Raw genomic sequence first — 25,720 nt, 5'->3', positions numbered from 1 at the left:
TCATACGCCCGCGCGGCTTTCCCGCCGTTTGGACCCTATGCTATAGTATATGCCAATTTCGCCCGTTTTGCAAGATGAATTTTTGAATCCTGCAAAATTCATGATTCCGCACCAAAACAGGCCCCCGTAAACAGGGGAAATCTGGTCGATCGGCACAGGATTTTCCGGACAAGCTGCATCGTTTCCCGCACCCGTACGCAGAAAAAATCCGCCGCGGGCCAGTGCCCGCGGCGGATCCGTGTTCTTTTTAATACTCCGCCGAACCGGTCGTGCGCGGGAATGGCAGCACGTCGCGGATGTTGGAAACGCCGGTGATATACATGATGAGTCGGTCGAAGCCGAGGCCGTAGCCCGCGTGCTTCGTGCCGCCGAACCGGCGCAGGTCGAGGTACCAGTGGTAGTCCTCCTCGCGCAGGTCGAGCTCCTTCATGCGGGAAAGCAGCACGTCGAGCCGCTCCTCACGCTGGCTGCCGCCGATGATCTCCCCGATGCCCGGCACCAGCAGGTCGACCGCCGCGACCGTCTTGCCGTCGTCGTTGAGGCGCATGTAGAACGCCTTGATCTCCTTGGGGTAGTCAGTGACGAACACCGGGCGCTTCATGATTTCCTCGGTGAGGTAGCGCTCGTGCTCGGTTTGCAGGTCGCAGCCCCAGTAGACGGGGTACTGGAAGCGGTCCTTGACCTTTTCCAGCAGCGCGACCGCCTCGGTGTAGGTGACGCGGCCAAAATCGGACGACACGATTCCCTCCAGACGCTCGATGAGGCCCTTGTCGTAGAAGCTGTTGAAGAACGCCATCTCCTGCGGGCACTGCTCCAGCACGTAGGACAGGACGTATTTGATCATCTCCTCCTCGAGCTGCATGTTGTCCTCGAGGTCGGCAAACGCGATCTCCGGCTCGATCATCCAGAACTCCGCCGCGTGGCGGGGGGTGTTGGAATTCTCGGCGCGGAAGGTCGGGCCGAAGGTGTAGATCTTGCCGAACGCCATCGCCATGCACTCGCCCTCAAGCTGGCCGGAGACGGTCAGGCTCGTCTGCTTGCCGAAGAAGTCCTGCGAGTAGTCGACCTTGCCGTCCTCGGTGAGGGGCGGGTCCTTCGGGTCGAGGGTGGTCACGCGGAACATCTCCCCCGCGCCCTCGCAGTCGCTGCCGGTGATCAGGGGGGTGTGCGCGTAGACGAAGCCGCGCTCGTTGAAGAATTTATGGATTGCGAACGCCGCCACCGAACGCACCCGGAACACCGCCTCAAAGGTGTTGGTGCGGGGGCGCAGATGGGCGATCGAGCGGAGGAATTCGAGCGAATGGCGCTTCTTCTGGAGCGGATAGTCGGGCGTGGAAAGGCCCTCAACCTCCACTGATTCCGCGTGGATCTCCAGCGGCTGCTTGGCCTCGGGAGTCAGCACCACCCGCCCGTGCACGGTGATCGCGCTGCCCACATTGAGCTTCACGATCTCGGAGAAGTTCGAAAGGCTCCCCTGCTCGAGGATGACCTGCAAATTCTTGAAGGCGGAGCCGTCGTTGAGTTCGATAAAGCCGATCGCCTTGGAATCGCGGATGGTGCGTACCCAGCCGCAGACGGTCGTCTCTGCGCCGTCGAAATCCTGCGGCGCGGAGAAGAGCTGTTTGATCTCTGTCCGTTTCACAATACTACCTCTTTCCAGATGATATTCACTCCACTAATATACCACAGGATGCCCCGGATTTGCAATAAAAAACCAATCCAAACGGAACCGTCCCGTTCAGAGGACCCACTCGGGTTCCCGGCGCGGGCTGTTTTTCTTCGCGAACGGCTTTTCCGCCACCGACAGCATGAGGCCGTTCACCCTGCGCGCCCCCGCCGGGCAGATCTTGACGCACCGCATGCAGGAGATGCAGCGGCTGTTGTCCGTTTTGGAGGGGTCGTCCGCCGGGATCGCCCCGGCGGGGCAGTTTTCGGCGCAGGCGCCGCATTTGACGCACTTTCTGTCCGCCTGGGGCTTGAGCGGCACGCCGGAAAATTCCCGGTAGGGCCGGTTCCCCTTGACGGCAAGCGGGCCGAATTCCCCCGCCCCCGCCGCCCGGGCGAGCTTCTCCCTCGCCAGTCCGGCGAACGTCCGGACCGCCTCCAAATCCGCCGCGTCGGGACGGCCGCGCGCGACCGAACGGAAGATCGAGTGCTCGGCGAGGAAGGCCCCCGCCCCCGCCGGGCGAAAGCCGTTTTCCTCCGCGAGATCGCAGAGCTCGAGCAGCGCGTCGTCGTAGTCCCGGTTGCCGTAGACCGCGACGAGCAGCGCAGGGGTGCCCTCCCCCTTCATCCGCGCGAACCTCTTCGCCGCAGGCGCGGGAATCCGCCCGCCGTAGACCGGCGCGGCGAAGAGGACGAGCTCGTCCGGGCCGAAGCGCTCCTCCTCCGCGTCCGCGCAGGTCAGGTCGACGATGCGCGCGCCGGGCAGAAGCGCCTCTGCCAGCGGCTTCGCGACCGCCGCCGTCGTGCCCGTGGGACTGAAAATGAACGCCGTCAATTTGGTGATCTCCATAATATGTACCTCCACTTTCTTTACGGTCTTAGCGGTTCCTCCGCCCTTTCCAGTTCCTCTACGCCGAACGCGATCATGCTGACGATTACGCGGTTGACGCTCACGTTCTCCCGCCATGCGATGCGTTCCACTGCCTCGATAAGCCGCTCCGCCAGATCGATCGACCGATAGACCGACGGGTCCCTCCGCACACCATGAATCTCCAACGGCACGGCAACCACCTCTTCACGCATTGTGCTATCAGGATAGCACAATTGCCAATGATATGTCGTCGGTATTCCGTTGGGTTTTCGCTGTTTCTGCAAACAGAGGTTGCGTTTGGAGCGGCAACCGCCGCTCCGTTTCTCTTTACGCCGCCCGCGCCGCGCAGAGCTTCCCCGCCGCCGCGCCCGCGAGGCAGAAAACCACGCTCAGCAGGACGTTTGCCGCCGCCAGCCACGGCCGGCCCGCCTGGAAGAGGTTCACCGTCTCAAGGCTGAAGGTGGAAAAGGTCGTGAAGCCGCCCATAACGCCCGTCGTCAAGAAGAGGCGCAGCCGGTTCCGGTCGGGACAGACACGCGCGAGCAGCTCCGACAGGAATCCGATCAGGAACGCCCCGGCCAAATTGACCGCGAAGGTCCCCAGCGGGAAGCCCCGGGTATCGAGCCGCCCCGCCGCCAGCGAGACGAGGTAGCGCGCCGACGCGCCCAAAAAGCCGCCGCAGCCGACGGCCAGAAGATTTCCCATGCCGCTCCTTCCTTCCGCGAAAAAATAGACGCACGCGCACCTGCCCTCCATTCGGAGGGCAGGTGCGCGCAAAGGGCGCCCCGCCGGGGTGGGGCACACGGGGAGGGGCGGCCCGCCCCTCCCCGTGAGGCGCATCGAGCGGGCGTCGCGCGAAGCGCGCTTCGGCGCGCCGCGAAGGCGGCGCGCCGAGCAGTCCCGCGAGCGGGGGCGCTTTGGTCGGGACGCCAAAGCGCCATGCGCCTTTAGCCCGGAGGCCAGGTCATGTCGCGGCCCGCCAGCACGTGGAAATGCAGGTGGCCGACCGTCTGGCCAGCCTTGGGGCCGCAGTTGGTGACGACGCGGTAGTCGTCGCCCGCGCCGAGCTCGGCGGCGACCTTCGCGATCACCGCGAAGATGTGTCCGACAAGAGACGCGTTCTCCTCGGTGATCCGGTTCGCGCCGGTGATGTGCTCCTTGGGAATCACGAGGAAGTGCACCGGCGCCTTGGGGTCGATGTCGTGGAACGCGTAGCAGCGCTCATCCTCATAGATTTTCCTGCTGGGGATTTCGCCCGCGATGATCTTGCAGAAGATGCAGTCGCTCATGGTATGCCCTCCTTCCCGTATGGTGCATGTTTATTCGACCAGCCTGCTCACGATGGAGGTCAGCTGGGCCATCGCCTCGTCGACGCGGAAGATCTCCGACGTGCCGCCCTGCGCGCTGTCGGGACGGCCGCCGCCGCTGCCGCCGCAGAGGGCGGCGAGGTCCTTGACGATCTTGCCGGCGTGCGCGCCCTTCTCGACCGCCTGCTTACCGCAGACTACGAGAATGGACGCCTTGCCGTCGTTGGTGGTGGAGAAGGCGCAGACAATGTCGGAGAACTTCTCGCGCACCCGGTCGCCCATCGTGCGCAGCGCCTCGATCTTCGCGCCGGTCATCGCGACCGACGCGACCCGCACGCCGCCGACGATCTGGGAGTTTTCCAGCACGTTGCCGAGCTGCGCCTCCGCCAGCTTGCCTTCCGCGCCCTCCAGCTTGCGGCGCAGCTCCTTCATTTCGCCGTTCAGCGCCTCGACGCGCGCCGGCAGCTCGGCGGGGCTCGCCTTGACGGCCGCCGCCGCCTGCTCGAGCAGCGCCTCCTGCTCGCTAAAATAGCGCAGCAGGTTCTTGCCGGTGACCGCCTCGATGCGGCGTACGCCCGCCGCGACCGACGACTCCTTCACGATCTTGAAGAGCCCGACCAGCGCGGTGTTCTCCAGATGGGTGCCGCCGCAGAACTCGGTCGATTCGCCCGGAATGTCGCACACGCGCACAACGTCGCCGTATTTTTCCCCGAAGAGGGCCATCGCGCCCAGCTTCTTGGCCTCCTCGATCGGCATCTCGTCGACGTGCACGTCGACCGCCGCGAGGATCATCCGGTTGACGATCTCCTCGACCTTTTTGAGCTCCTCCGGCGTAACCGCCGAGAAGTGGCTGAAGTCGAACCGGCAGACGCTGTCGTCATAGAAGGCGCCCGCCTGGTGCACGTGGTCGCCCAGCACCTGCCGCAGCGCCGCCTGAAGCAGGTGGCAGGCGGTGTGGTTGCGCATGATGTCGCGGCGGCGGTCAGTGTTGATGGCCGCAGTCACCCGGTCGCCCACGGCGAGGGTCCCGACCGTCAGTTCGCCCACATGGACGAAATGCCCGCCCTTGGACTTTTTGCAGTCGTAGACGTTGAAGGCGTTCCCGCCAGCCTTGATAAAGCCGCTGTCGCCCGCCTGGCCGCCGCTCTCGGCGTAGAAGGGGGTCACGTCGAGGACGACCGAGCCCAGCTCGCCGTCGTGCAGCTCGTCGACGCGCCGGTTGTCCTTCACGAGCGCGACGATCCTCGCCTCGGCGGTGTTCTCGGTGTAGCCGACAAATTTCCCCGGCGCGCCGAGGTCCGCGAGCACGTCCTCCTCCCAGCCGAGATCGCCCAGCGCGGCGCGCGCCTCGCGGGCGCGCTGCTTCTGCGCCTGCATCTGGCGGTCGAACTCCGCCTCGTCCAGCTCGATGTGCCGCTCGGAAAGGATCTCGCGGATGAGGTCGACCGGGAAGCCGTAGGTGTCGTAGAGCTTGAAGGCGTCCGCGCCCTTCATGACCTTCCGGTCCATCTGGGAATCGATCTTGTCGATGAAGCTGCCGAGCAGCTCCATGCCCTGGTCGATCGTGCGGGCGAAACGCTCCTCCTCGACCTTGATGACCTTGACGATGTAGTCCTTGTGCTCGACCAGCTCGGGATAGGCGTTCGCGTTCTCCCCGATGACCGTTTCGCAGACCTTGTAGAGGAAGGGCTCGTTGATGCCGAGCAGGCGACCGTGGCGCGCCGCGCGGCGCAGCAGACGGCGCAGCACATAGCCACGGCCCTCGTTCTGCGGGAGGATGCCGTCGCTCACCATAAAGGTGGTGGAACGGATGTGGTCGGTGATGACGCGCAGCGACACGTCGGTTTTGGCGTCCTTGTGGTACTCGACGTCCGCGATGCGCGCGACGTGCTTTAAGATATTCTGCACCGTGTCGACCTCGAAGAGGTTGTCCACCCCCTGCATGATGCAGGCGAGGCGCTCGAGGCCCATGCCGGTGTCGATGTTCGGGTGCTCCATCTTCTCATAGTGGCCCTCGCCGTCGCCGTTGAACTGGGAGAAGACGAGGTTCCAGAACTCGACGTAGCGGTCGCAGTCGCAGCCGGGGGCGCAGTCGGGCTTGCCGCAGCCGTACTGCTCGCCGCGGTCGAAATAGATCTCCGAGCAGGGGCCGCAGGGACCGGAGCCGATCTCCCAGAAGTTGTCCTCCTTGCCCAGCCGCACGATGCGCGCCGGGTCGACGCCGACCTCCTTGGTCCAGATCTCCTCCGCCTCGTCGTCGTCCAGGTAGACCGACACCCAGATGCGGTCGACCGGCAGGTCGAGCTCCTTGGTGATGAACTCCCACGCCCACGCGCACGCCTCGTGCTTGAAGTAGTCGCCGAAGGAGAAGTTGCCCAGCATCTCGAAATAGGTGCCGTGGCGGGAGGTCTTGCCGACATTCTCGATGTCGGGGGTGCGGATGCACTTCTGGCAAGTCGTCACCCGGTGGCGCGGCGGCTCCTCAATGCCGAGGAACCACTTTTTCATCGGGGCCATGCCCGAGTTGATGAGCAGCAGGCTCGCCTCGTCGGCGGACGGCATCAGCGGGAAGCTCGGCAGCCGCAGATGCCCCTTGCTCTCAAAAAAGCTGAGGAATTTTTCACGCAGTTCGTTGAGTCCGGTCCATTCCATTGTTTTCAATCGCTCCTTTAACCTTTTCCGGCGGAAATACAAAAAGATGCTCCTCGCCCCAAAAGTTGGGACGAAAAGCATCTGCCTTCCGCGGTACCACCCAAATTGCGCGGGAAACCCCCGCGCCGCTCGCTGCGGTTAACGCCCGCCTGCGTCCGGCTCGTCGCCGGAAGGCTCCGGGGCGGCGCCCGCCTCTTCCGCAGCGCGCTCCCACCAGCCGCGCGCCTCTCTGTGCCGGAATCCACGGATTGACCCCATCTTCGCCGTTATCTCTTTGTAGTATACCCTCCCGCGCGCCCGATGTCAACCGCAAAAACGCGCGGGAAGCGGGTTTACGCGGCCTGCCCGCGCGGAGCGGGGCCCGGCGGCTCCTCCGCGAGCGCGGCCGAGGCGGCGATCGCGTCGAACCCGGCGTGCTCCGCCTCGAAGGCCGCCGCCGGGCAGGTCATCACCGCCACCGCGAACCGCCCCGAGTAGCCGGAAAATTCGATCAGCGTGAAATAGTAGGCGGTTCCTCCCGCCTCTAACAGCACCGACGTAAAGGAGTGTCCCCCGTCGGCGCGCTCCTCCTTTCCGCCCGGCTCCCCCGCGTCCTCCAGCCGGGCGCAAAAGTCCTCCACGTGGAAGTCGAGCGCCTCGGACGGCTCGAACGGCATTGCCGCGCCCTCGCGCGTGTAGGAGAACACGCCCGCCGAGAGCTCCCGCGCCTCGTCGCGGCAGACGAGGTCGAAGGCGCGGCTTTCGGCGTCCGCCGTCCAGCCCGCCGGGAACGTGAAGGTCATCCGCCCGTCCTCCGTCGCGAAAAGCGCGCTCCCCGCGTCCGCGGGCTGTGCGGCGCAGCCGCAGCAGACCAGCAGGGCCGCCAGCGCGGCCATTCCCCGTCTCCTGTTCATCCGTATCCTCCAAACCGTCGTCTATCCCCCGGCGCCCGGCTCCACCCGGTTGCCGAGATAGTTCCAGCTTCCGTCCTCTCCGGGCAGGACGGTCAGGTAATACCGTCCCGACCAGTCGTCCGGGCGAACCCAGTCGACCCGCAGCGTCATGCTGCCGTCGGGGTGATCGGTTTTATCCGTCACTTCCAGGTCCCCGCCCACAAAGGTACCGCTTCCCTGGAAATACTGCATCCGGTAGGTCTGTGTGTCCGGGCGGTAGTTGGGCAGCGCCCGCAGTTCCTCCGCGGTGACCGGGAAATATCCCGTCAGCAGCCCTTCCACGTCGGCGGCGGGCACCTCGTAGGTGTCATAGGCGTCCTCCACCGCTTCATAGGTATCGGAAAGCTCCTTCCCCACGCTGCTCGAGAGCGAGACGAACACGAATTCCCACCACACGTCGCCGTGGTTTTCCGCGTCCCAGTCGCGCGTCAGCACGTTGCTGTGGTCCCCGGCGACGGGCATGACGTATTTTTCGCAGAGACCCCAAAGCTCCTTCGGCAGCGGGACGATCCGCTCCTGCTCCGGGAGCTCGTCCGGGGAACGGCTCCATTCGATCCAGCCGTCCTCCCGGAATTTGACGCCGGACAGCGTCTCCACCGTCGTGGAATCCGCCGAGGGCGACGGGTCCCCGAATTTCCAGCACCGGTATTCCCGGGAGAGCGTCCCGTCCGCCGCCGTCATCCGGTACTGCGCGGCCTCTTCGGCGCCGACCCAGTACCAGGCGGTTTCGGCGTCCTCGCCGCGCCGGAAGGCCTCGCAGAACTCCGCAATTGCCTGCCAGCCCTCGATCCCGCGCTCGCTGTTCCCGTAGTCCCACAACTTCGCGGGGACGCCCAGCGCCGTTACCGCCGTGAGCAGCCGTTCCCGTTCCGCCTCGGGGAACGCCGCGATTACCTCCCCGTACTCCGCCGTAATCTCCTGGGCGGCCGGAGCGGCGGCCTCCACCACTCGGGCGAACTCCTCATCCACGGCGGGCGCTTCCTCCGTGGGAACGCTCACGGATTCCGGAGCGGCGGGCGGCACGGAGGATTCCGGCGCGGCGGGCGCGGGAGCCTTCCCGCAGGACGCCAGCGTCAGGCAGCAGAGCAGCGCGCACACCGCGCGCAGGGACTTTCCATTCATCATCATCTTTCGCCTCCATACCATACCAAACCATCCGCGGCGGAAGAACGGGACAAAACCGCAGAAAACGGGGCGGGCGTTCCGCCCGCCCCGGATGGGCTTTCGTTTATATGCCAGTCCCGAGCAGCCGCGCCTTACCGAGCGCGCGGGAAAGCGCGCTGGCGAGCGCCGCGGAAAGCAGGATCTTGACGGCGTCCATCGGAACGAAGGGCGCCACGCAGGCCACCAGCGAGGCGGCGAGCCCGGTGTTCGACACAAACATGAACCACGCGGTTCCCACCGCGTAGCAGAGTGCGAGCGCCATCGTCATCGCGGCGCAGTATTTGAAGAAGCCGCGCCCCCAGCGGCGTGTGACGGCCGAAACCGCCAGCGCCATGAGCGGATAGACGAAGAGGTAGCCCCCCGTGGGCCCGGCGAGCTTGTGCAGGCCGCCGGAAAAGTAGGAGAAGACCGGCGCGCCGGCCGCGCCGGCCAGCAGGTAGGCGAGTTGGGAAAGGAAGGCCGTCCGCGGATCGAGCAGCGCCCCGCACAGGTAGATCGCGATCATCGCGCAGGAGAAGGGCACCGGCGTGAAGCCGAGCGGGAAAATGATCTGGGAGGCCACGGCGGTGATTGCCGCGAACATCGCGGCGAGCACCATCCGGGTGACTTTCTGATGCCGCATCACGAACGCCCCCGGGTCATTCGACCGAGATGATGAAGTAGTAAACCGGCTGCCCGCCCTTGATGAGCGCGACCTCGACGTCGTCGGGCAGCTTGTCGGCCACCGCCTCGCGCACGCTCTCGGCCAGCCCGTCCTCGATCTCCTCGCCGTAGAGCAGCGTCACGAAGCTGCTGTCCCGGTGGGTGAGGGCCTTGGCCAGCCGCACGACCGCGCGGGTGAGGTCCTTCTCGGTGAAGGCGAGCCTGCCGTTTTCCAGCGCGAGCAGCTCGCCCTCCTTAATCTTGTGGCCGTCGAAGTCGCTGTCCCGCGCCGCGAATGTCACCTGGCCGGTCCCGACCCGCTCGAACGCCTTCTGCATCGCGAGCTGGTTGGCCGTCGCGTCGGCATCGGGGTCGAAGGCGAGCATCGCCGACAGGCCCTGCGGGATCGTGCGGGTCTGGAGCACCACCACCCTGCGGTCTGCCAGCTTGGTCGCCTGCTCGGCGGCCATGATGATGTTCTTGTTGTTGGGCAGCACGAAGACCGTCTTGGCCGGGGTCGCGTGCACCGCCGAGAGGATGTCGTCGGTCGACGGATTCATCGTCTGGCCGCCGCTCACGATGTTGTCGACGCCGAGGTCCTCGAAGAGCTTCTGCACCCCTTCGCCCGCGGCGACCGCAACAAAGCCGTATTCGCGCGACGGGTCGACCGCCGCGTATTTGAAGCCGGCGTCGCTCTCCGGCTCCACGATGCTCGCCTTCTGCGCCTCGTACTGCTCGCGCATGTTCTCGATTTTGAGGCTGGTGAGCTGCGCGCCGTTCGTCCCCGCCTTCTCCAGCGCCTGGCCGGGATGGTCGGTGTGGACGTGGCATTTGATGATGTCGTCGTCGTCGACCACGACCACGCAGTCGCCGATCGATTCGAGGAACTCGCGCAGATCCTGCGGGTCGATCGAGTTTTCCGTCTTTTTGACGAGGAACTCGGTGCAGTAGGTGTGGGTGATCTCCCCCACGTATTCGCCCGCCGCGTTGCGGTCGGGATGGATCGAATCGCTGTCTGCCGGCTTCTCCTCGCCCGGCTCGACGCCCGGGCGGCCGTGGAAGACCTCGGCCATGCCCTCGAAGACGACGATCAGCCCCTGCCCTCCCGCGTCGACGACGCCGGCCTTTTTGAGCACCGGCAGCAGCTCGGGGGTCTCGGCAAGCGCCTCCCTGCCGGCCTCGAGGATGACGTCCCAGATCTCCTCGGTGGTGGTGTCGGCGTGGAGCTCCTCGCGCGCCCTCATCGCGGCGACGCGCGCCACGGTAAGGATGGTGCCCTCGGTGGGCTTCATGACCGCCTTATAGGCCGATTCCACGCCCTTTTCCAGCGCGCGCACGATGTGCTCGGCGTCCGCCTCGGTCTCGTTTTTGAGCCCGCGGGAGAAGCCGCGGAAGAGCAGCGAAAGGATGACGCCCGAGTTGCCGCGCGCGCCGCGCAGCAGCGCCGAGGCGCACACGTCCGCCACGCGGGAAACGGTCGCGTCGTCGGGGATCCGCTTGAGCTCCCGCCTGGCCGCCGAGGCGGACATCGACATATTGGTTCCCGTATCGCCGTCCGGCACCGGGAAGACGTTGAGCGCGTCGACCGCCTGCCGCTGGTTGGAAATGTTGTTTGCTCCCGAGATAAACGCATCCCTGAGCATCCGTCCTGTAATCACGATCTTATGACCCCCATCTCAGAAGTTTTGCATCCGTTATGCGTTCTCGGTTTTCATCGCGTCGACAAAGACGTTGACCTTTGCCACCTCGAGCCCGGTGGCCTGCTCCACCGTATAGCGCACCCGGTTGACGATGCTGCGGGTGACCGCCGCGATATTCATGCCGTAGATGACCACGATGTGCAGGTCGACGATGAGCCCGCCGCCCGAGGTGCGCACGCGCACCCCCTCGTCGGGGGTCTTTTTGCCGCGGATGGCGGCGCGCAGCCCCTGCGCGGGGGAACTGACCATGCCCACGACGCCGAAGCACTCGGACGCCGCCTTCCCGACCAGGTTGGAAAAATACTCCTGGGAGATCTCCACCGTGCCGTATTGGTTCTCGATGCTGATCAAAACGAAAAACCTCCATTCTATCTGCCAGCGCAATGTTACGAAATCACGCGGGGTAAAGTTCTACCATTCCATTATATTATAGAAAATATCCTGCTCCGTTGCAAGGATTTCCGCCTGGAAGGCCCGTTCGAACGAGACCGCCCCCTGCCGGAAGACGAGCGGGATGAAGGGCGTCTGGGCGGAGAACGCCTCGCAGAGCGTCCCCACGCCGGTCCCCGTCGCGCGGTAGGCGCGCGCCAGGTCGCTCAGGTACTCGCTGTAGGGGGCCGCGTAGCCGAGGGCCCCGCCGTTTAAGAGCAGGGAAAAATCCATGTTGTCCATCAGCCGCGTCTCGCCGATATAGAGATCGTAGTTGTAGCCGGCGAGGCTCGACTGGTACTGGGAAAACGACTGGGACACGACCTCCACCCTGATCCCCAGCCGCGCGAGCTGCTCGGCGATCAGCGCGGCCGCCGCGGTGCGCGCGGCGTTCTCGCTGTTGACGAGCAGGCGCAGGGTGACGGGCGCGCCGTAGCGCAGCCGCCAGCCGTCGTCGTCCTTCTGCCGCAGCCCGAGTTCATCGAGCAGCTCCCCGGCCCTGGTCAGGTCGCGCGGCGCGGAGAGCTCGATCGACTCCATGCGGTAGAAATCGGGGTTCAGCGGGTACATCGTCGCCCGCGCGCGGGAGACGTACGCCTTCTGCACCAGCTCGTCGCGGTTGACCGCCAGCGAGAGCGCCTGCCGGAAGGCCGGCTCCGCCAGAAGGCCGCGGCTCCCGTTGATCCCGATATAGACGAGGTTGTTGAGGGATACGGGCGCGCTCTGGGCGGAGAGGTTCGAGAGCTCGGGGTCGCTCAGGTCGGAGTAGACGAGGTCCACATCCCCCGTACGCAGGCTGAAGCCGAGCGCGCCCGGGTCGGACACCCCCACCAGCAGTACCTTTTTGATGCTGCCCGCCTCCTGCCAGTAGAGGGGGTTCTGCTCGAGGACGACCCCCTGCCGCCAGGTGCCCGAGACGTAATACTTGCTGACGCCGACGGGAAAGTCCTCCCCCGCCGTGCCCTCCTTGACGATTGGGAAGGAGAGCAGCGCAGGGAAATCCGCGTCGGCGGAATAGAGCCGGAAGACGACGTCGCCGTCGCTGTTGACTGAGCAGCCCGACACGTTCTGAAGCATCTGCTTCCAGTTGGAGTCGGAGGCGACCGCAGTCGTGAACGAGTAGATGACGTCCTTGCCGTCCAGGCGGGTGCCGTCCCAGAAGAGCGCGTCCCCGCGCAGCTTCACGACGTACTGCTTGCCGTCCGTCTGCGTGATCTCCCGCGCCAGCAGGTTTTCCGGCCGCCAGGTCTTGTCGGGCCGGGTGAGGCTGTCGTAGAGCAGCGGAACGAGCTGCCGGTTGAGCTGGGAGGTCATCGTATAGGGGTTGAGGGAATCCGAGGGGTCGTAGGCCACGCGCACCTCGCCTTCGACGGGCGCGGCGGATTCCTCCGCCTCCGTCGCGGACGGGGCGGACTCCTGCAGTTGGCCCGTAATATCCACCTGCTGCTGGTCGCTCAAATCGACGGGGGCGCAGCCGCCCAAAAGGACCGCCAGCGCCGCCAGCAGCGCATAAAACCGTTTTTTCATCCCGCACTCCCATGCCATCGTCCCGGCGGCCTGCGGCCGCCCAACGGATTCCGCTTCATGTAAATCCTAAATATTATACCCCATAGGCCGTATAATTTCAACGCAGCTTTGTGAACATTCGTAAAAAACGAAAAATCCCCCGCGGCCGGCAGGGCTGCGGGGGATTTTTATCCGGTTTTCCATTCTTCGTCAGGGGACCCGGACCCGTTCAATCCGCTCGACCTTCCCGGGCGTCTTCCCGAACACGAGCAGCACGCCGCACAGTTCGATCTGTTCCGGGTCGTTCTGGAAGCGCACCGGCAGCCCGGTGCGCAGCCGTTCGATCGCCCGTTCCTTCTCCACCCCAAGGATCGAGTCCCTCCCGCCGCACATCCCCGCGTCGGTGATGTAGGCGGTCCCCCGCGGCAGCAGGCGCTCGTCGGCGGTCTGCACATGGGTGTGGGTGCCGATCACCGCCGACACCCGGCCGTCGAGGTAGTGGCCGAGCGCGAGCATCTCCGCCGTCGCCTCCGCGTGGAAATCCACGAGGATGTTGGTGCAGTCGATTTTGGAGAGCAGCGCGTCCGCCGTGTCGAAGGGACTTGCGAGCGGCGGGTCCATATAGACGCGCCCCTGCAGGTTCACCACCGCGAACGGGAAGGCGGGATTGTCGTGGAGGAACCAGCCCTTCCCCGGCGCGGACGGATGGAAATTCGCGGGGCGCACGATGCCGTTCCCCTCCTCGAGCAGGTCGTAGACGTCGCGGCGGCGCAGCGCGTGGTTGCCCGTCGTGAGCACGTCCACCCCGCTCGCAAAGAGGTGCTGCGCGCTGTAGGGGGTGATCCCGTTGCCCTCGGCGGAATTTTCCCCGTTGGCGACCACGATCCCGGCGGACAGCTCTTTTTTCAGCCGCGGCAGCTCGCGGCGGACCTTTTCACAGCCCGCCTGGCCCACCACGTCCCCCAAAAACAGTACGTTCATAGTGCCTCCATCCGGCGAAAATTCCGCAGGGGCGCGCGGCGCCCCTGCGGTCAGTCGGCAATCCTATAGAATCTTGGACAAAAAGTCCCTGGTGCGCGGGTTCTGCGGGTTCGCGAAGAACTCCTTGGGCGTGTTCTGCTCGAGGATCTGTCCCTCGTCCATGAAGAGCACGCGGGTCCCCACCTCGCGCGCGAAGCCCATCTCGTGGGTGACGACGACCATCGTCATCCCCTCCTCCGCGAGCTGGATCATCAAATCGAGCACCTCGCCGACCATCTCGGGGTCGAGGGCGGAGGTCGGCTCGTCGAAGAGCATCACGTCGGGGTTCATCGCCAGCGCCCGCACGATCGCGATCCGCTGTTGCTGGCCGCCCGAAAGCTGGCTCGGATAGGCGTTAGCCTTTTCCGCCAGCCCGATGCGGTTCAAAAGCTGCATCGCCTTCTCGTCCGCCTCGGCGGGGGTCATGATCTTGAGCTTGGTGGGCGCCAGGGTGATGTTCTCCTTGACCGACAGGTGCGCGAAGAGGTTGAACTGCTGGAACACCATGCCCATCTTCTGGCGCAGGCGGTTGATGTTGCACTTGGGGTCGCAGATGTTGGTCCCCTCGAACCAGATCTCGCCCCCCGACGGCTCCTCGAGCCGGTTGAGGCAGCGCAGGAAGGTGGATTTGCCCGAACCGGACGGCCCGACGACCACCACCTTTTCCCCCTTGGCGATCGTCTCGTTGATGCCGCGGAGCACCTCGAGACCCTTGAAGGACTTGCGGAGATTTTTAACCTCGATCACTGCGCGCCAGCCTCCTTTCCAGCCGTGCGAAGAGGCTCGACAGCCCCAGCGTCAGGCAGAGATAGATCACCGCCGCGGAGAGCAGCGGCACCCACGCGTTGAAGGTCGCGTTGCGGATCATGTCGCTGGCCTTGGTCAGGTCCATAAGCGCGATGTAGCTGGCGACCGCCGTCTCCTTGATGAGCACGACGAACTCGTTGGTGTAGGTGGGGAGCACCGCCTTGACCGCCTGCGGGATGACGATCGACCACATGGTCTGCGCCCTGCCCAGCCCGAGCGACCGCCCGGCCTCCGTCTGCCCGAGCGGGACTCCCTGGATGCCCGCGCGGAAGATTTCCGCGCAGTAGGCGCCCGAGTTCACGCCGAAGCTGACGATCGCGATCGCGAGCTTCGGCATGCCGGTGGGGGCGAAGATGATGAAGTTGAAGATCATCAGCTGGGTCACCATCGGGATCCCGCGAATGACCGTGATGTAGCCCCTGGCGATGCCGCCGAGGACCCGGTTGCCCGACACCCGCATGAGCGCCATGGCGGCGCCGATCAGGGTGCCGATCACGATCGCGCCCAGCGCGATGATGATCGTGGTGCCCAGGCCCTCGAGAATCAGCTTCCAGCGGTCCATGGCAATCAGGTTTTGATAGATCGCATGCATTGGCGTTCCTCCCTAAAATGGAGCGGGGCGGGACCGCAAGGCCCCACCCGATATCCCCGTTTCAATATCGCTTATTTGCGGACGATGACCACCTGCTTGGAGGAGTAGTAGGGCTCGGAGAAGTCCACGTTCTGGCGGCGCTCCTCGGTGGCGGTCATGCCGGCGGCGACAAAGTCGATCGTGCCGGTGTCGAGCGCGGAAAGCAGGCTGTCGAACGCCATATCCTCGACCTGGAGCTTTCTGCCCATGTCCTTGGCGACGTTCTGCGCCATCGAGATGTCGAAGCCGACGATTTCGGAGGTGCCGGCGTACTCGAACGGCTTGAAGGCCGCGTTGGTGCCCATCTTGATCACGTCGCCCGAAGTCTCGATCGTCTCGGGGACCTTGATGGCGGCTTCGCCCTCGGCGGGCATGAAGGCGTTCACGAGCGCCTCATAGGAGCCGTCGGCCTGCATCCGGGCGATCGTCGCGTTGATCGCGTCGAGCAGCTCGGTGTTGCCCTTCTTGACGGCGATCGCGTACTCCTCGGGCTCGAGGTTGAAGTCGATGATCGTCAGGTCGTCGTTCTGCGCGACGATCGATTTTGCCGGAAGCTCGTCGAGCATGACCGCGTCGATCTTGCCGTTCTTGAGGTCGAGCGCCGCGTCCATGCCGGACTTGTAGCTGCCGAGCTGGGCGTCGGTGACGTTTTCCTGCACGTAGATTTCGCCGGTGGTGCCCGCCTGGACGCCGATCTTCTTGCCGTTCAGGTCTTCGACAGAGTTGATGGCGACCTGCGCCTTTTTGCCGCACGCCGCGAGGGAAAGCACCATCAGGGCCGCGAGGGCCAGAGCCATTACCTTTTTCATTTTCCGTTCCTCCCAATCTGATCCCGCGTATGTCACGCGGGCGCTGTTCTGTATATCGTGTTATAATTATACATCCGTTCCCCTATTTTGCAAGGGGTTTTTTCAAGAAATATGCACTCTCCGCAATTTTCATACATATTCACCATGTTTGCGCACAATCGGGCGCCAACTTTTGCATATCTTTTGGGACGGGCGCGCGCACGGTGAGCGAAACGCCGCTCACCGGATGGGTGAAGGAGACGCCCGCGCAGTGCAGCGCGTGCCGCCCGATAAGCGCCCGGTCCCCGCCGTAGAGGGCGTCCCCGAGCAGCGGGCAGCCGATGTGGGCCATGTGCACACGGATCTGGTGGGTGCGCCCCGTCCCGAGGGTGCAGCGCACGAGGCTGTAGCCGGAAAACGCCGCGAGCGTCTCATAGTGCGTCACGGCGGGCTTGCCGTCCGGTGTGACCCGGCGGCGCGGGTCCGCCCGGTCGGGCTGCCCGACCGGCGCATCGACCGTCCCCGCCCGGGGCTCCGGCGCGCCCGTCACGAGCGCGAGGTAGGTCTTCTCCACCTGCCCGGTGAGCGCGGCGGCCGCAAACGCGTTCTTCGCAATCACCACCGCGCCCGACGTGTCCCGGTCGAGCCGGCCCATCAGCCGGCAGACCGCCTCCTGCCCCCGCGCGCGGCAGTCGCGCGCGAAGACGTTGGCGAGCGTCCCGCTCTGCATGCCGCGCACCGGGTGGCAGGCCATTCCGGCGGGCTTGTCATAGACGGCGATATCGTCGTCCTCATAGAGGAGCGGCACGGACGGCGTGCCGTCCGGCTCCGCCCCGCCCATGCCGTCGCGCAGCGTGATCGCCAGCCGGTCGCCCGCCCGCAGGCGGTCGATCGTGCGGGCGCGCGCGCCGTTCAAGAGGATGCCGTCCTCCTTCGTTTTGAGGGAGCGCACGAGCGTATAGGAGCACCCCGCCTCCCCGCGCAGGAAGTGGACGACCTTGCGCCCGTCATAGTCGGGCGGCACAGTAAATTCAAGCCTCCGCGTCATCGTCCCCGGCGTCCCGGCCGGTCCCGGTGTAAATGGTGTTGTCGTTGCCGCAGACAATGCCCGCCTTGATCGGCGCGATCAGAAAGCCGATCACCATGCCGATGCATAAAAATACAGACGCCCACAAGAATTTCTCAGATTTCCGCATAAATATTCCCTCTTTCCCGCTTCATCGATTCGTAGCGTTCCTTTGTGATCCGGTAGATGAGATGGGGCATTTCCCTCCCGCGGTAGATCTTCACGAACGCCCCCGCCTCCTCCATGCCGAGCGCGGCCGCGACCCGGCGGGAGGCGGCGTTTTCCGGGCGGATGTCGGCGGCCGCCTCGGGCGCGCCGAGCGCCTCGAGGACATGCCGCACACAGGCGGCCGCGCCCTCGCGGGCGAAGCCCTCCCCCCAGCGGTCCCGGCGGAGGATATAGCCGACGCTCCACGCCTCGCGGTCCCCCATCGGTTCCCACACCGGGCCGATCGTGCCGACAAAATCCCCCGACGCGCGCTCGATTGCCGCGAGGTGGCCCGCGCCCTCCCGCGCATAACGCGCCCGGCTTCGGGTGATCCAGTCCCGCACCTCGGCGTCGCCGAAGCCGTGCTCCCACGCGTACATCACCCGCGGATCGCCGAGGATTTTTTGCAGCGCGGAAAAGTCGGCCTCCTCCAGCGGGCGCAGGAGCAGGCGCCTGGTTTCGATCCGCATCAGCCGCGCCTCCTTCCGGATACAAAAAACGCAGCCGCGGTTTCCGCGGCTGCGCACTTTGCAGCAAACTTACTTGTCCATGCCAAAACGCTTTTTGAACCTGTCAACGCGTCCGCCCGTATCAACCAGCTTCTGACGGCCGGTGAAGAAAGGATGGCACTTGGAGCAGATTTCAACGCGGATGTTCTCCCTCGTCGAGCGCGTATGGATCACTTCGCCGCAGGCGCAGGTGATCGTCGTATCCACATACTTGGGATGGATTCCCTCTTTCATTTGTTTCACCTCTTTCTGACATCGGAGATAGATGCCATAAATGCAACATTAAAACTATACCACACGTCTCTCGCGATTGCAAGCGGTTTTTTACGGAAACCGCAGGATTTTGCGTATTTTCCCTATTTTGCCCGCTCAGACGCCCATGATGCGCTTGACGTCCGCGCCCATCGCGGCGGCGCGCGCGTCGATTTCGGCCATGTCCCTGCCGACGACCGACAGGTAGAGCTTGATCTTCGGCTCGGTGCCCGAGGGGCGCACGATGGCGGTGCAGCCGTCGGCGAGCGCGTATTCGAGCACGTTCGATTTCGGCAGGTCGATCGGCGAAGCCTTCCCTTCGCAGGTGGAGGTGGATTTCTCGTAGTCGCTCACGCAGGTGACCTTCTGCCCGGCGATCTCGGCGGGCGGATTCTCCCGCAGCTTCTCCATCATGCCGGCCATGATCTTCATGCCCTCGGCGCCCTCGAACTGGAAGTTGGAGACGCTCTCGCGGCAGATGCCGAACCGTTTATAGAGATCGTTTAACGCGTCGACGAGGCTCATACCCCTCTGCTTATACCAGGAGGCCATCTCGACGATGAGCATCGAGCCGACGACCGCGTCCTTGTCGCGGACGTAGGTGCCCGACAGGTAGCCGTAGCTCTCCTCGAAGCCGAAGAGGAACCGCTCGGGATGCCCGGCGGATTCAAGCAGCGCGATCTGCTCGCCAATGTACTTGAAGCCGGTCAGCACGCTGCGCACCTCGACGCCGTAGGCCTTGCCGATCATCTGGGTGAGCTTGGTGGAGACGATCGTCGTCACCGCGACTGGGTCCTTGGGCATCGTGCCGTTTTCGGTGCGGCAGCGGCAGATGTAGTCGAAGAGCAGCGCGCCCACGTGGTTTCCGGTGAGCAGGGTGTAGTCCTCCCCCTCCTTCACCGCGATGCCGACCCGGTCGCAGTCGGGATCGGTGGCGAGCATGAGGTCCGCGCCCGTTTCGCGCGCGAGCTCGAGCCCCTTGGCGAGCGCCTCCTTGATCTCGGGGTTCGGGAAGGGGCAGGTCGGGAAGCTGCCGTCAGGGTGCTCCTGCTCGGGCACGACGGTCACGTCCCGCGCGCCGATCGCGGCGAGCACGCGGCGCACCGGCTTGTTGCCCGCGCCGTTGAGGGGGGAATAGACGAGCTTGAGGCCCGCTTTTTCGCAGACGCCCGGATTGACCTGCTGGGCAAGGACGTTGTCGATAAAGCGGTCGACGACCTCCTCGGGGATGTAGGAGACGATCCCGGAGGCGAGCGCGTCCTCGAACTTCATCGTCTTCGCGCCGGTGAGCACGTCGAGGCTGTTGATCTCTTTGAGGACGGCGTCGGCGGCGTTCTCGGTCATCTGGCAGCCGTCGCTGCCGTAGACCTTGTAGCCGTTATATTTGGCGGGGTTGTGGGAGGCGGTGACCATGATGCCCGCGTCGCAGCGAAGCTCGCGGGTCGCGAAGGAGAGCGCCGGGACGGGCATCAGCTCCCGGTAGATCGACACCCGGATGCCGTTGGCGGCCAGCACCCCCGCCGCTTCCCGTGAGAAGAGGTCGGATTTGATGCGGCTGTCGTAGGAGATCGCGACGTGCGGCTCCTCCGACTGGGCGAGCAGGTAGTTGGCGAGACCCTGGGTCGCGCGGCGGATGGTATAGATGTTCATGCGGTTGTTGCCCGCGCCGATCACCCCGCGCAGCCCCGCGGTTCCAAAGGCGAGGTCGCGGTAAAAACGGTCGAGGATTTCGGCGTCCCGCCCCTTGATCGACCGGAGCTCCGCGGTCAGGTCGGGGTCCTCGAGGGACGCGGCCAGCCAGCGCTCATACAGCTCGTTATGGTTCATATAACTTCCTCCCGTCACATATATACTTTCATGGGGATTGTTCATTTTCCTGTTATCATGATACCCGTACAGGCTGTCAAAGTCAACCGATTACTGGGGAGAAATGGAAGCGTCCGGAAAAATTCTCCCGAAACGCCGCCCGGCTCTTGCATCGGGCGGACGGTCATGTTATACTGGGCTAAGATTTCCGCATGGGGGAGTAGTTTGCGCGCATTCCGGCGCGTGGCAAGTCAACATATTGGCCTCACGGCCTGGCTTGCCTGAAAGAACAAGACTCATGGACGGGCCCGAAGAGCCATGTCCGTGGGTCTTTCGTTTTGCCGGGGCGGGCGCGCCCCCGCAGGAGCCGAGCACCGTCCGGGGGCGGCCGCGGGCCCGGGGCGCGAACGCATCCGGGTTACTGAAACAACATGGCAAGGGGGATTCTTCCTATGGGAACGCCGACACTTTTTCTGATCGCGCTGGGGCTGTCGATGGACGCCTTCGCGGTATCCATCTCCAACGGCATGTGCTACCGGGGCTTCGGCCGGAAGCAGGCGGCGGCCGCCGCCTTTTCCTTCGGCCTCTTTCAGATGCTCATGCCGATCATCGGCTATCTCGCCGGGCGGACCTTCAGCGACGCGATCTCCGCCGCCGACCACTGGATCGCTCTTCTGCTGCTCGGGTTCATCGGGGGGAAGATGGTCTTCGACGGCGTCCGTGAGCTGCGCCATCCCGAGGGCTGCTCCCCCGACCATCTCTTCACCTTCAAGGTCCTCGCCGTGCAGGCGGTGGCCACGAGCATCGACGCGCTCGCCGTCGGGGTCGGGTTCGCGGTCATGCAGGTCAACATCGTCACGGCCGCGGCCTTCATCGGCGTGGTGACCTTCCTCTGCTGTATCGTCGGCTCCATGCTCGGCAGGCAGTTCGGGCTGCTGCTCGGCAGCCGCGCGCAGGTGCTCGGCGGGGTTATCCTCGTGGGCATCGGGCTGAAAATCTTTGTCGAGCACATGTTCGGCTGATCAAATCCGCACCCTGTTTTCGACCTATTTCGACAAAATTTGCCGAAACAGGTCGATTTTGCTTTCCGGATATGGTATCCTTTTCCTATCAGAGGGGAGGAACGCCGCCATGCTGTCCACAATCCAGAGCCTGGGGATCCTGGGAATCGATCCCTATCCCGTCACCGTCGAGGTGAACGTCGCCCGGGCGATGCCCGCCTTCGACATCGTCGGCCTGCCCGACGCGGCGGTGCGCGAATCGCGCGAGCGGGTGCGTTCCGTCCTCTCCAACTGCGGCTATCCCTTCCCTGACGGACGCATCGTCGTCAACCTGGCGCCCGCCGACGTAAAGAAGGCGGGCTCCCTCTACGACCTGCCCATCCTCGTCGGGCTGCTCGCCGCGCAGGGGCTCCTGCCCGAAAACGCCCCGCTTGCGGATTCCGCCTTCATCGGCGAGGTCTCCCTCTCGGGCGGGCTGCGCCGGGTGTGCGGGGTGCTGCCCATGCTGCTCGGCGCGGCCGGGACGGGGATGCGCCGCGCCTTCATCCCCGCCGCCAACGCCGCCGAGGCGTCGGCTGCGCGGGGGATCGAGGTCTTCCCGGTCGGCTCGGTCGGGGAGCTCGTCTCCCACCTGCGCGGGGAATGCGCCCTCCCGCCCGCCGGGACGGCCCGCTTTGGCGGCGGGCCACAGCCGCCCCTGCCCGACTTCGCCGACGTGAAGGGGCAGGGCCCCGCCAAACGGGCGCTCGAGGTCGCGGCGGCGGGCGGGCACAACCTGCTGATGATCGGCGCGCCCGGCACCGGCAAGAGCATGCTCGCCAAGCGCCTGCCCTCCATCCTGCCCGACATGACCGAGGAGGAGTCGATCGAGACGACGAAGATCTATTCCGCCTGCGGGATGCTCGCGCCCGACCTGCCGCTCATCCGGACGCGGCCCTTCCGGGCGCCGCACCACACCGTCTCGCCCGCGGGGCTCTGCGGGGGCGGCCCGGTGCCCCGGCCGGGCGAGGTATCCCTTGCCCACAACGGCGTCCTCTTTCTCGACGAGCTGCCCGAATTCCAGCGGCAGGCGATGGAGGCCCTGCGCCAGCCGCTGGAGGACGGCGTCCTCACGATCGCGCGGGCGGGCGCGCGGCTGAGCTATCCCAGCCGCTTCATGCTCGTGGCCGCGATGAATCCCTGCCCCTGCGGCTATTTCGGCCATCCCACCCGGCGCTGCTCCTGCCCGCCCTCCCGCGTGTCCTCCTATCTGGGGCGGGTGTCGGGGCCGCTGCTCGACCGCATCGACCTGAACGTCGAGGTCTCCCCCGTCACCTACGCCCAACTCTCCGCACGGCGGGACGCGGAGGAATCCTCCGCCGCGGTCCGCCTCCGGGTGCAGGCGGCGCGCGAACGCCAAAACGCCCGCTACGCCGGGACTGGCGTCTCCTGCAACGCCCGGCTCGACCCGTCGATGCTCGCCGAATCCTGCCCGCTCGACCCCGAAGCGCAGCGGATGCTCGGGCTGGTGTTTGAAAAGCTAGGCCTCTCGGGGCGCGCCTACGACCGCATCCTCAAGGTGGCGCGCACGATCGCCGATCTCGACGGGAGCGAACGCATCCGCGCGCCCCACCTCTCCGAGGCGGTGCAGTACCGCTCCCTCGACCGCAAATACTGGAACCGCGGATAATTTCAAAACGCGCGCCCCCGCCCCGGAAGCCCCGGGACGGGGGCGCGTTTTTTACCCCGCCGGGAAGAGGGCCCTGAGCGCGTGCGCGAGCGGGTCCCGCCCGCAGCGCGCGGTCACGCGCGCGCCCGGCAGCCTGCCCGAGATCGCCGAGCCCTCCGGCACGAAGGGATGTCCGCAGATTTCCAACATGGAACGGTCGTTTTCCTCGTCCCCCAGCGCGAGGGTCCCCGCGAGGGAAAGCCCCTCCCGGCGGCAGTATTCCCGCAGGGCCGCGCCCTTGGAAACGCCTGCGCCGCAGAGGTCGACGCAGCTTCCGCTCGACGAGACCAGCCGCACCCCCTCCATCCGACCGGCGAGCGCCCGCAGCGCCTCCGCCGCTTCGGATGGGACCCCCGGGAGCAGCAGGTCTGCGATCTCCCGCCCGCCGAAGTCCGCGCTGTCCCGGCAGTAAACCGGCTTATGGCGGAAACGGGACCCGCACCGGGAAAAATGCGCTTCGTAAAAATTTCCCGCCTCCCACGCACCGGCCAGCAGGATCGCGTCGGCGGCATAGGCCGCGTAGGGCGCGCCGAGCCGGTCGAGCAGGCGGCAGGCCCGGTAGGCCTCCTCCCCGGGCATGTATTCGACCGCACGGTAGGCCCCGGCCGCAAAGTCATAGACCGCCGCGCCGTTCATGCAGATGGCGGCGGGATGGCATCCCGCGAGACGGACCGGCCACTCCGCGATGTGGGGATGCCGCCCCGTGACGGCAACGACCCGGATCCCTGCGGCAGACAGCGCGCGAACGGCGGCACGGTCCGCCTCCCCCGGCAATTCGTCGGGGCCGAGCAGCGTCCCGTCCAGGTCGGCCGCGACACATTCGAGTCCGCCGAACATCCCCCTACCTCCCATCCGCGGGAGCTTCCAGGCTCCCAGCGCGGCAGGGGGCCCCGGACCCGCTCTCTTTTCCCGTCCCGGCCTCCCGTTCCTTTGCGCGCTGCTCGCGCCCGGCGCGTACCTGCGCGGCGCACGCCTCGTCGAGAATGCCTCCCGTCACCGTGATCCCCATCTCCGCGTAGCTTCCCGCCGTTTTCATGAGGAGCGCCGGGAAATCCAGCGCGGCGGAGCCGATGTAGATTTCCCGGATGCCCGCCTGCACCATCGCGGCCGCGCACATCGGGCAGGGCCGGTAGTTGCAGACGAGCAGGCAGTCCGAAAGGTCGTTCCTCCCCAGCTTCGCGCAGGCCTCACGGATGAGCACCATCTCGGCGTGCGCGCAGGGGTTTCGTTCGGTGTTTTCGCGGTTGCCGTCCCGCACAAGGACGCGGCCCTCCCGGTCGGCGATGACGCCGCCGTAGGGGTCGTCCCCCCGCGCGAGCGCGGCGGCCGCCTCCTCCATCGCCATGAGCACGAGCGCCTCGGCCCGTTTTCGTCCGAGCATCACTCCACCTCCCCGAGCGCGCGGGCAAGCGCGGCCCGCGCCTCCTCCATATCGAGCGACCGGACCCGTTCGCGCGCCTCCGGCAGCGCGGCGGGCGACATCGAAAGCTCGGTGATACCCATCGCGAGATAGAGCGGGATGAGTGCCGGGTCTGCGGCCGACTCGCCGCACACCCCCGTCCAGACGCCGTTTTTCCGGGCGTTCTCCGCCGTCAGCTTCATGAGCCGCAGGACGGCCGGGTCCGCCGGGCGGTAGTACCCGGCGATCCGTTCGTTCATCCGGTCGGCGGCCAGCGTATACTGGGTGAGGTCGTTGGTGCCAATGCTGAAAAAGTCCGCCTCACGCGCGAGCAGGTCGCTGAGGACTGCCGCCGCGGGCGTCTCGATCATGACCCCGACCTCCACGGAAGCGGTCCCCGTCCCCTCCGCCTCAAGCTCCGCGCGCGCCTCCCCGAGCAGTTTCCGGGCGCAGCGCAGTTCCTGGAGGGAGGCGATCATCGGGAACATGACCGCGAGCCTTCCGTGGACGGAGGCGCGCAGCAGCGCGCGCAGCTGGGTCCGAAAGAGCTCCCGCCGGTCCAGGCAGATACGGATCGCCCGCCAGCCGAGCGCCGGGTTTTCCTCCCGCCCCGTGTCGAGACAGGGGGCGCGCTTGTCCGAGCCGATGTCGACGGTGCGCACGATCACCCGCCTGCCCTCCATCCGTTCGAGGGCCTCCCGGTAGGCGAGATACTGCGTCTCCTCGTCGGGCGGCGTCTCCCGCCCGAGGTAGAGAAACTCGCTGCGGAAAAGGCCCACCGCCTCCCCGCCGTTTTCCAGAACCGCCCGCGCCTCCCCGGGCGCGCCGATGTTCCCGGCCAGCTCCACCCGGATTCCGCCGCGCGTTTCGGCGGGCGGGAACCCGCCGGCCCGCAGCCGCCCGAGGCGGCGCGCCGCCGCCCTCCGGCGGCTTCGCGCCTCAGAGAGCGCGGCCTCGTCCGGGTCGACCGTCACCCTGCCCGCGTCTCCGTCAACGGCCAGCAGCCTCCCCTCGAGCTCCGGGGCCGCCGCAATCCCCACGACGGCGGGGATCCCCATCGCGCGGGCGAGGATGGACACATGGGAGGCCGCCGACCCGCGCCGGGTGACGAACCCCGCCACCCGCGAGCGGTCGAGCGAGAGGGTGTCGCTCGGGGTCAGCTCGTCCGCGACCAGCACGACGGGGCCGTCCGGCTCTCCCTCCCCGGAAAGCCCCCCTCCGCCGCCGAGCGCCGAAAGCAGCCGGCGGGACACGTCTCGGATATCCGCCGCGCGTTCGCGGATGTTGGGGTCCCCGAGCGCCTCGAACTCCGCCGCGAGGGTCTCCCCCGCACGGCGCACCGCCGTCTCCGCCGCCGCGCCCCCGTCGAGCTGCCGCTGAATTTCCCCGGTGAAATCCGGGTCGTCGAGCAGCAGCGCATGGATTTCAAAGATCTGCGCCTCCGCCTCACCGGCGGCTTCGGCCGCCCGCTCCCGCAGGCCGCGCAGCTCCCGCCGGACGGCGTCGGCGGCCTCGCGGCATCGCCGCGCCTCCTCCCGCGCGCCTTTTCCGGGGATTTCCTCCTCCACCGCGGAGGGCGCGGCCAGCAGCCGCGCCCTCCCGACAGCGATTCCTCCGGAGGTTCCCGTTCCTTCCAGAATCTTCATGTTGTTCTCCCT

26 protein-coding genes are annotated in these 25,720 nt (G+C 66.1%); 2 read left to right on the top strand and 24 right to left on the bottom strand.

Going from position 1 to position 25,720, the window contains the following annotated elements:
• Positions 1-247: 247 nt before the first annotated feature.
• From asnS to ACZO3G_RS01725, 21 genes are all read right to left on the bottom strand, one after another.
• Positions 248-1,642, bottom strand: a complete 1,395-nt coding sequence (asnS, locus tag ACZO3G_RS01825) for an asparagine--tRNA ligase (RefSeq protein ID WP_276870345.1) — start codon at positions 1,640-1,642, stop codon at positions 248-250.
• Between the two features lie 96 nt (positions 1,643-1,738).
• On the bottom strand, positions 1,739-2,515 hold the full coding sequence (locus tag ACZO3G_RS01820) for a 4Fe-4S binding protein (protein ID WP_276870347.1): 777 nt from the start codon (positions 2,513-2,515) through the stop codon (positions 1,739-1,741).
• 20 nt (positions 2,516-2,535) lie between these two features.
• Positions 2,536-2,727, bottom strand: coding sequence for a hypothetical protein (locus ACZO3G_RS01815; protein ID WP_276870348.1), 192 nt, complete (start codon positions 2,725-2,727; stop codon positions 2,536-2,538).
• Between the two features lie 136 nt (positions 2,728-2,863).
• The gene (gene crcB / locus ACZO3G_RS01810) at positions 2,864-3,241 is read right to left on the bottom strand and encodes a fluoride efflux transporter CrcB (protein WP_276870349.1); all 378 of its coding nucleotides are present in this window, start codon (positions 3,239-3,241) and stop codon (positions 2,864-2,866) included.
• A 242-nt stretch (positions 3,242-3,483) separates the two neighbouring features.
• On the bottom strand, positions 3,484-3,825 hold the full coding sequence (locus ACZO3G_RS01805) for a histidine triad nucleotide-binding protein (protein ID WP_288234054.1): 342 nt from the start codon (positions 3,823-3,825) through the stop codon (positions 3,484-3,486).
• Positions 3,826-3,855: 30 nt separating this feature from the next.
• Entirely contained in the window at positions 3,856-6,495 is a 2,640-nt protein-coding gene (gene alaS / locus ACZO3G_RS01800) for an alanine--tRNA ligase (protein ID WP_276870353.1), read from the bottom strand.
• A 332-nt stretch (positions 6,496-6,827) separates the two neighbouring features.
• Complete coding sequence (locus ACZO3G_RS01795) at positions 6,828-7,388, bottom strand: hypothetical protein (RefSeq protein WP_146021710.1); 561 nt, start codon at positions 7,386-7,388, stop codon at positions 6,828-6,830.
• A 21-nt stretch (positions 7,389-7,409) separates the two neighbouring features.
• On the bottom strand, positions 7,410-8,552 hold the full coding sequence (locus ACZO3G_RS01790; protein ID WP_277138541.1) for a DUF6070 family protein: 1,143 nt from the start codon (positions 8,550-8,552) through the stop codon (positions 7,410-7,412).
• A 103-nt stretch (positions 8,553-8,655) separates the two neighbouring features.
• Positions 8,656-9,213, bottom strand: coding sequence for a biotin transporter BioY (locus ACZO3G_RS01785; protein ID WP_276870356.1), 558 nt, complete (start codon positions 9,211-9,213; stop codon positions 8,656-8,658).
• A 16-nt stretch (positions 9,214-9,229) separates the two neighbouring features.
• Positions 9,230-10,891 carry a DAK2 domain-containing protein gene (locus tag ACZO3G_RS01780; protein WP_276870358.1) on the bottom strand — a complete coding sequence of 554 codons (1,662 nt, stop codon included), beginning with the start codon at positions 10,889-10,891 and terminating at the stop codon, positions 9,230-9,232.
• 36 nt (positions 10,892-10,927) lie between these two features.
• Entirely contained in the window at positions 10,928-11,284 is a 357-nt protein-coding gene (locus tag ACZO3G_RS01775; RefSeq protein ID WP_101551237.1) for an Asp23/Gls24 family envelope stress response protein, read from the bottom strand.
• A gap of 60 nt (positions 11,285-11,344) precedes the next feature.
• Positions 11,345-12,889, bottom strand: coding sequence for an ABC transporter substrate-binding protein (locus ACZO3G_RS01770; protein ID WP_276870361.1), 1,545 nt, complete (start codon positions 12,887-12,889; stop codon positions 11,345-11,347).
• A 189-nt stretch (positions 12,890-13,078) separates the two neighbouring features.
• On the bottom strand, positions 13,079-13,849 hold the full coding sequence (locus tag ACZO3G_RS01765) for a TIGR00282 family metallophosphoesterase (RefSeq protein ID WP_276870362.1): 771 nt from the start codon (positions 13,847-13,849) through the stop codon (positions 13,079-13,081).
• Between the two features lie 63 nt (positions 13,850-13,912).
• Positions 13,913-14,635 carry an amino acid ABC transporter ATP-binding protein gene (locus ACZO3G_RS01760; RefSeq protein WP_121585930.1) on the bottom strand — a complete coding sequence of 241 codons (723 nt, stop codon included), beginning with the start codon at positions 14,633-14,635 and terminating at the stop codon, positions 13,913-13,915.
• Positions 14,622-15,287, bottom strand: a complete 666-nt coding sequence (locus ACZO3G_RS01755; RefSeq protein WP_276870364.1) for an amino acid ABC transporter permease — start codon at positions 15,285-15,287, stop codon at positions 14,622-14,624. The genes ACZO3G_RS01760 and ACZO3G_RS01755 overlap by 14 nt, the downstream gene beginning before the upstream one ends.
• A 71-nt stretch (positions 15,288-15,358) precedes the next feature.
• Positions 15,359-16,135, bottom strand: coding sequence for a transporter substrate-binding domain-containing protein (locus tag ACZO3G_RS01750; RefSeq protein WP_276870366.1), 777 nt, complete (start codon positions 16,133-16,135; stop codon positions 15,359-15,361).
• A gap of 139 nt (positions 16,136-16,274) precedes the next feature.
• Positions 16,275-17,162 (bottom strand): RluA family pseudouridine synthase, encoded by an 888-nt coding sequence (locus ACZO3G_RS01745; RefSeq protein WP_276870367.1) that lies wholly within the window; start codon positions 17,160-17,162, stop codon positions 16,275-16,277.
• Positions 17,146-17,310: a hypothetical protein gene (locus tag ACZO3G_RS01740; RefSeq protein ID WP_158595529.1), complete on the bottom strand. Its 165-nt coding sequence runs from the start codon at positions 17,308-17,310 to the stop codon at positions 17,146-17,148. Before ACZO3G_RS01740 ends, ACZO3G_RS01745 begins: the two co-directional genes overlap by 17 nt.
• Positions 17,297-17,857, bottom strand: coding sequence for a GNAT family N-acetyltransferase (locus ACZO3G_RS01735; RefSeq protein ID WP_276870370.1), 561 nt, complete (start codon positions 17,855-17,857; stop codon positions 17,297-17,299). Before ACZO3G_RS01735 ends, ACZO3G_RS01740 begins: the two co-directional genes overlap by 14 nt.
• A gap of 69 nt (positions 17,858-17,926) precedes the next feature.
• Positions 17,927-18,130, bottom strand: a complete 204-nt coding sequence (gene rpmE / locus ACZO3G_RS01730) for a 50S ribosomal protein L31 (RefSeq protein ID WP_101551254.1) — start codon at positions 18,128-18,130, stop codon at positions 17,927-17,929.
• Positions 18,131-18,265: 135 nt separating this feature from the next.
• Positions 18,266-19,975, bottom strand: a complete 1,710-nt coding sequence (locus ACZO3G_RS01725; RefSeq protein WP_276870373.1) for a phospho-sugar mutase — start codon at positions 19,973-19,975, stop codon at positions 18,266-18,268.
• Between the two features lie 431 nt (positions 19,976-20,406).
• Between ACZO3G_RS01725 and ACZO3G_RS01720 the strand changes: the two genes are divergently transcribed.
• Positions 20,407-20,976: a manganese efflux pump MntP gene (locus ACZO3G_RS01720; RefSeq protein ID WP_101551257.1), complete on the top strand. Its 570-nt coding sequence runs from the start codon at positions 20,407-20,409 to the stop codon at positions 20,974-20,976.
• A 109-nt stretch (positions 20,977-21,085) separates the two neighbouring features.
• Positions 21,086-22,624 carry a YifB family Mg chelatase-like AAA ATPase gene (locus ACZO3G_RS01715; protein WP_121585935.1) on the top strand — a complete coding sequence of 513 codons (1,539 nt, stop codon included), beginning with the start codon at positions 21,086-21,088 and terminating at the stop codon, positions 22,622-22,624.
• A gap of 51 nt (positions 22,625-22,675) precedes the next feature.
• Here ACZO3G_RS01715 and ACZO3G_RS01710 read toward each other — a convergent pair whose 3' ends face one another.
• From ACZO3G_RS01710 to ptsP, 3 genes are read right to left on the bottom strand one after another with little or no spacing between them, the layout of a single operon-like run.
• Positions 22,676-23,500, bottom strand: coding sequence for an HAD family hydrolase (locus ACZO3G_RS01710; protein ID WP_276870376.1), 825 nt, complete (start codon positions 23,498-23,500; stop codon positions 22,676-22,678).
• Between the two features lie 4 nt (positions 23,501-23,504).
• Entirely contained in the window at positions 23,505-24,044 is a 540-nt protein-coding gene (locus ACZO3G_RS01705) for a nucleoside deaminase (protein ID WP_256152204.1), read from the bottom strand.
• Positions 24,044-25,708, bottom strand: coding sequence for a phosphoenolpyruvate--protein phosphotransferase (ptsP, locus tag ACZO3G_RS01700; RefSeq protein WP_276870380.1), 1,665 nt, complete (start codon positions 25,706-25,708; stop codon positions 24,044-24,046). Before ptsP ends, ACZO3G_RS01705 begins: the two co-directional genes overlap by 1 nt.
• Positions 25,709-25,720 lie beyond the last annotated feature (12 nt).

It is taken from the genome of Anaerotruncus sp., assembly GCF_057433415.1.
This window is presented reverse-complemented; position numbering and strand designations above follow the sequence as displayed.

What these genes read in the sequence shown, in the direction of transcription:
- ACZO3G_RS01755 (WP_276870364.1), bottom strand. Translation starts at nt 15,287, where the DNA reads ATGCATGCGATCTATCAAAACCTGATTGCCATGGACCGCTGGAAGCTG.
- ACZO3G_RS01795 (WP_146021710.1), bottom strand. Translation starts at nt 7,388, where the DNA reads ATGAACAGGAGACGGGGAATGGCCGCGCTGGCGGCCCTGCTGGTCTGC.
- ACZO3G_RS01790 (WP_277138541.1), bottom strand. Translation starts at nt 8,552, where the DNA reads ATGATGAATGGAAAGTCCCTGCGCGCGGTGTGCGCGCTGCTCTGCTGC.
- ACZO3G_RS01720 (WP_101551257.1), top strand. Translation starts at nt 20,407, where the DNA reads ATGGGAACGCCGACACTTTTTCTGATCGCGCTGGGGCTGTCGATGGAC.
- ACZO3G_RS01785 (WP_276870356.1), bottom strand. Translation starts at nt 9,213, where the DNA reads ATGCGGCATCAGAAAGTCACCCGGATGGTGCTCGCCGCGATGTTCGCG.
- ACZO3G_RS01705 (WP_256152204.1), bottom strand. Translation starts at nt 24,044, where the DNA reads ATGCTCGGACGAAAACGGGCCGAGGCGCTCGTGCTCATGGCGATGGAG.
- rpmE (WP_101551254.1), bottom strand. Translation starts at nt 18,130, where the DNA reads ATGAAAGAGGGAATCCATCCCAAGTATGTGGATACGACGATCACCTGC.
- ACZO3G_RS01770 (WP_276870361.1), bottom strand. Translation starts at nt 12,889, where the DNA reads ATGAAAAAACGGTTTTATGCGCTGCTGGCGGCGCTGGCGGTCCTTTTG.
- ACZO3G_RS01765 (WP_276870362.1), bottom strand. Translation starts at nt 13,849, where the DNA reads ATGAACGTACTGTTTTTGGGGGACGTGGTGGGCCAGGCGGGCTGTGAA.
- ACZO3G_RS01805 (WP_288234054.1), bottom strand. Translation starts at nt 3,825, where the DNA reads ATGAGCGACTGCATCTTCTGCAAGATCATCGCGGGCGAAATCCCCAGC.
- ACZO3G_RS01745 (WP_276870367.1), bottom strand. Translation starts at nt 17,162, where the DNA reads ATGACGCGGAGGCTTGAATTTACTGTGCCGCCCGACTATGACGGGCGC.
- crcB (WP_276870349.1), bottom strand. Translation starts at nt 3,241, where the DNA reads ATGGGAAATCTTCTGGCCGTCGGCTGCGGCGGCTTTTTGGGCGCGTCG.
- ACZO3G_RS01750 (WP_276870366.1), bottom strand. Translation starts at nt 16,135, where the DNA reads ATGAAAAAGGTAATGGCTCTGGCCCTCGCGGCCCTGATGGTGCTTTCC.
- ACZO3G_RS01740 (WP_158595529.1), bottom strand. Translation starts at nt 17,310, where the DNA reads ATGCGGAAATCTGAGAAATTCTTGTGGGCGTCTGTATTTTTATGCATC.
- ACZO3G_RS01715 (WP_121585935.1), top strand. Translation starts at nt 21,086, where the DNA reads ATGCTGTCCACAATCCAGAGCCTGGGGATCCTGGGAATCGATCCCTAT.
- ACZO3G_RS01725 (WP_276870373.1), bottom strand. Translation starts at nt 19,975, where the DNA reads ATGAACCATAACGAGCTGTATGAGCGCTGGCTGGCCGCGTCCCTCGAG.
- ptsP (WP_276870380.1), bottom strand. Translation starts at nt 25,708, where the DNA reads ATGAAGATTCTGGAAGGAACGGGAACCTCCGGAGGAATCGCTGTCGGG.
- ACZO3G_RS01820 (WP_276870347.1), bottom strand. Translation starts at nt 2,515, where the DNA reads ATGGAGATCACCAAATTGACGGCGTTCATTTTCAGTCCCACGGGCACG.
- ACZO3G_RS01710 (WP_276870376.1), bottom strand. Translation starts at nt 23,500, where the DNA reads ATGTTCGGCGGACTCGAATGTGTCGCGGCCGACCTGGACGGGACGCTG.
- ACZO3G_RS01735 (WP_276870370.1), bottom strand. Translation starts at nt 17,857, where the DNA reads ATGCGGATCGAAACCAGGCGCCTGCTCCTGCGCCCGCTGGAGGAGGCC.
- alaS (WP_276870353.1), bottom strand. Translation starts at nt 6,495, where the DNA reads ATGGAATGGACCGGACTCAACGAACTGCGTGAAAAATTCCTCAGCTTT.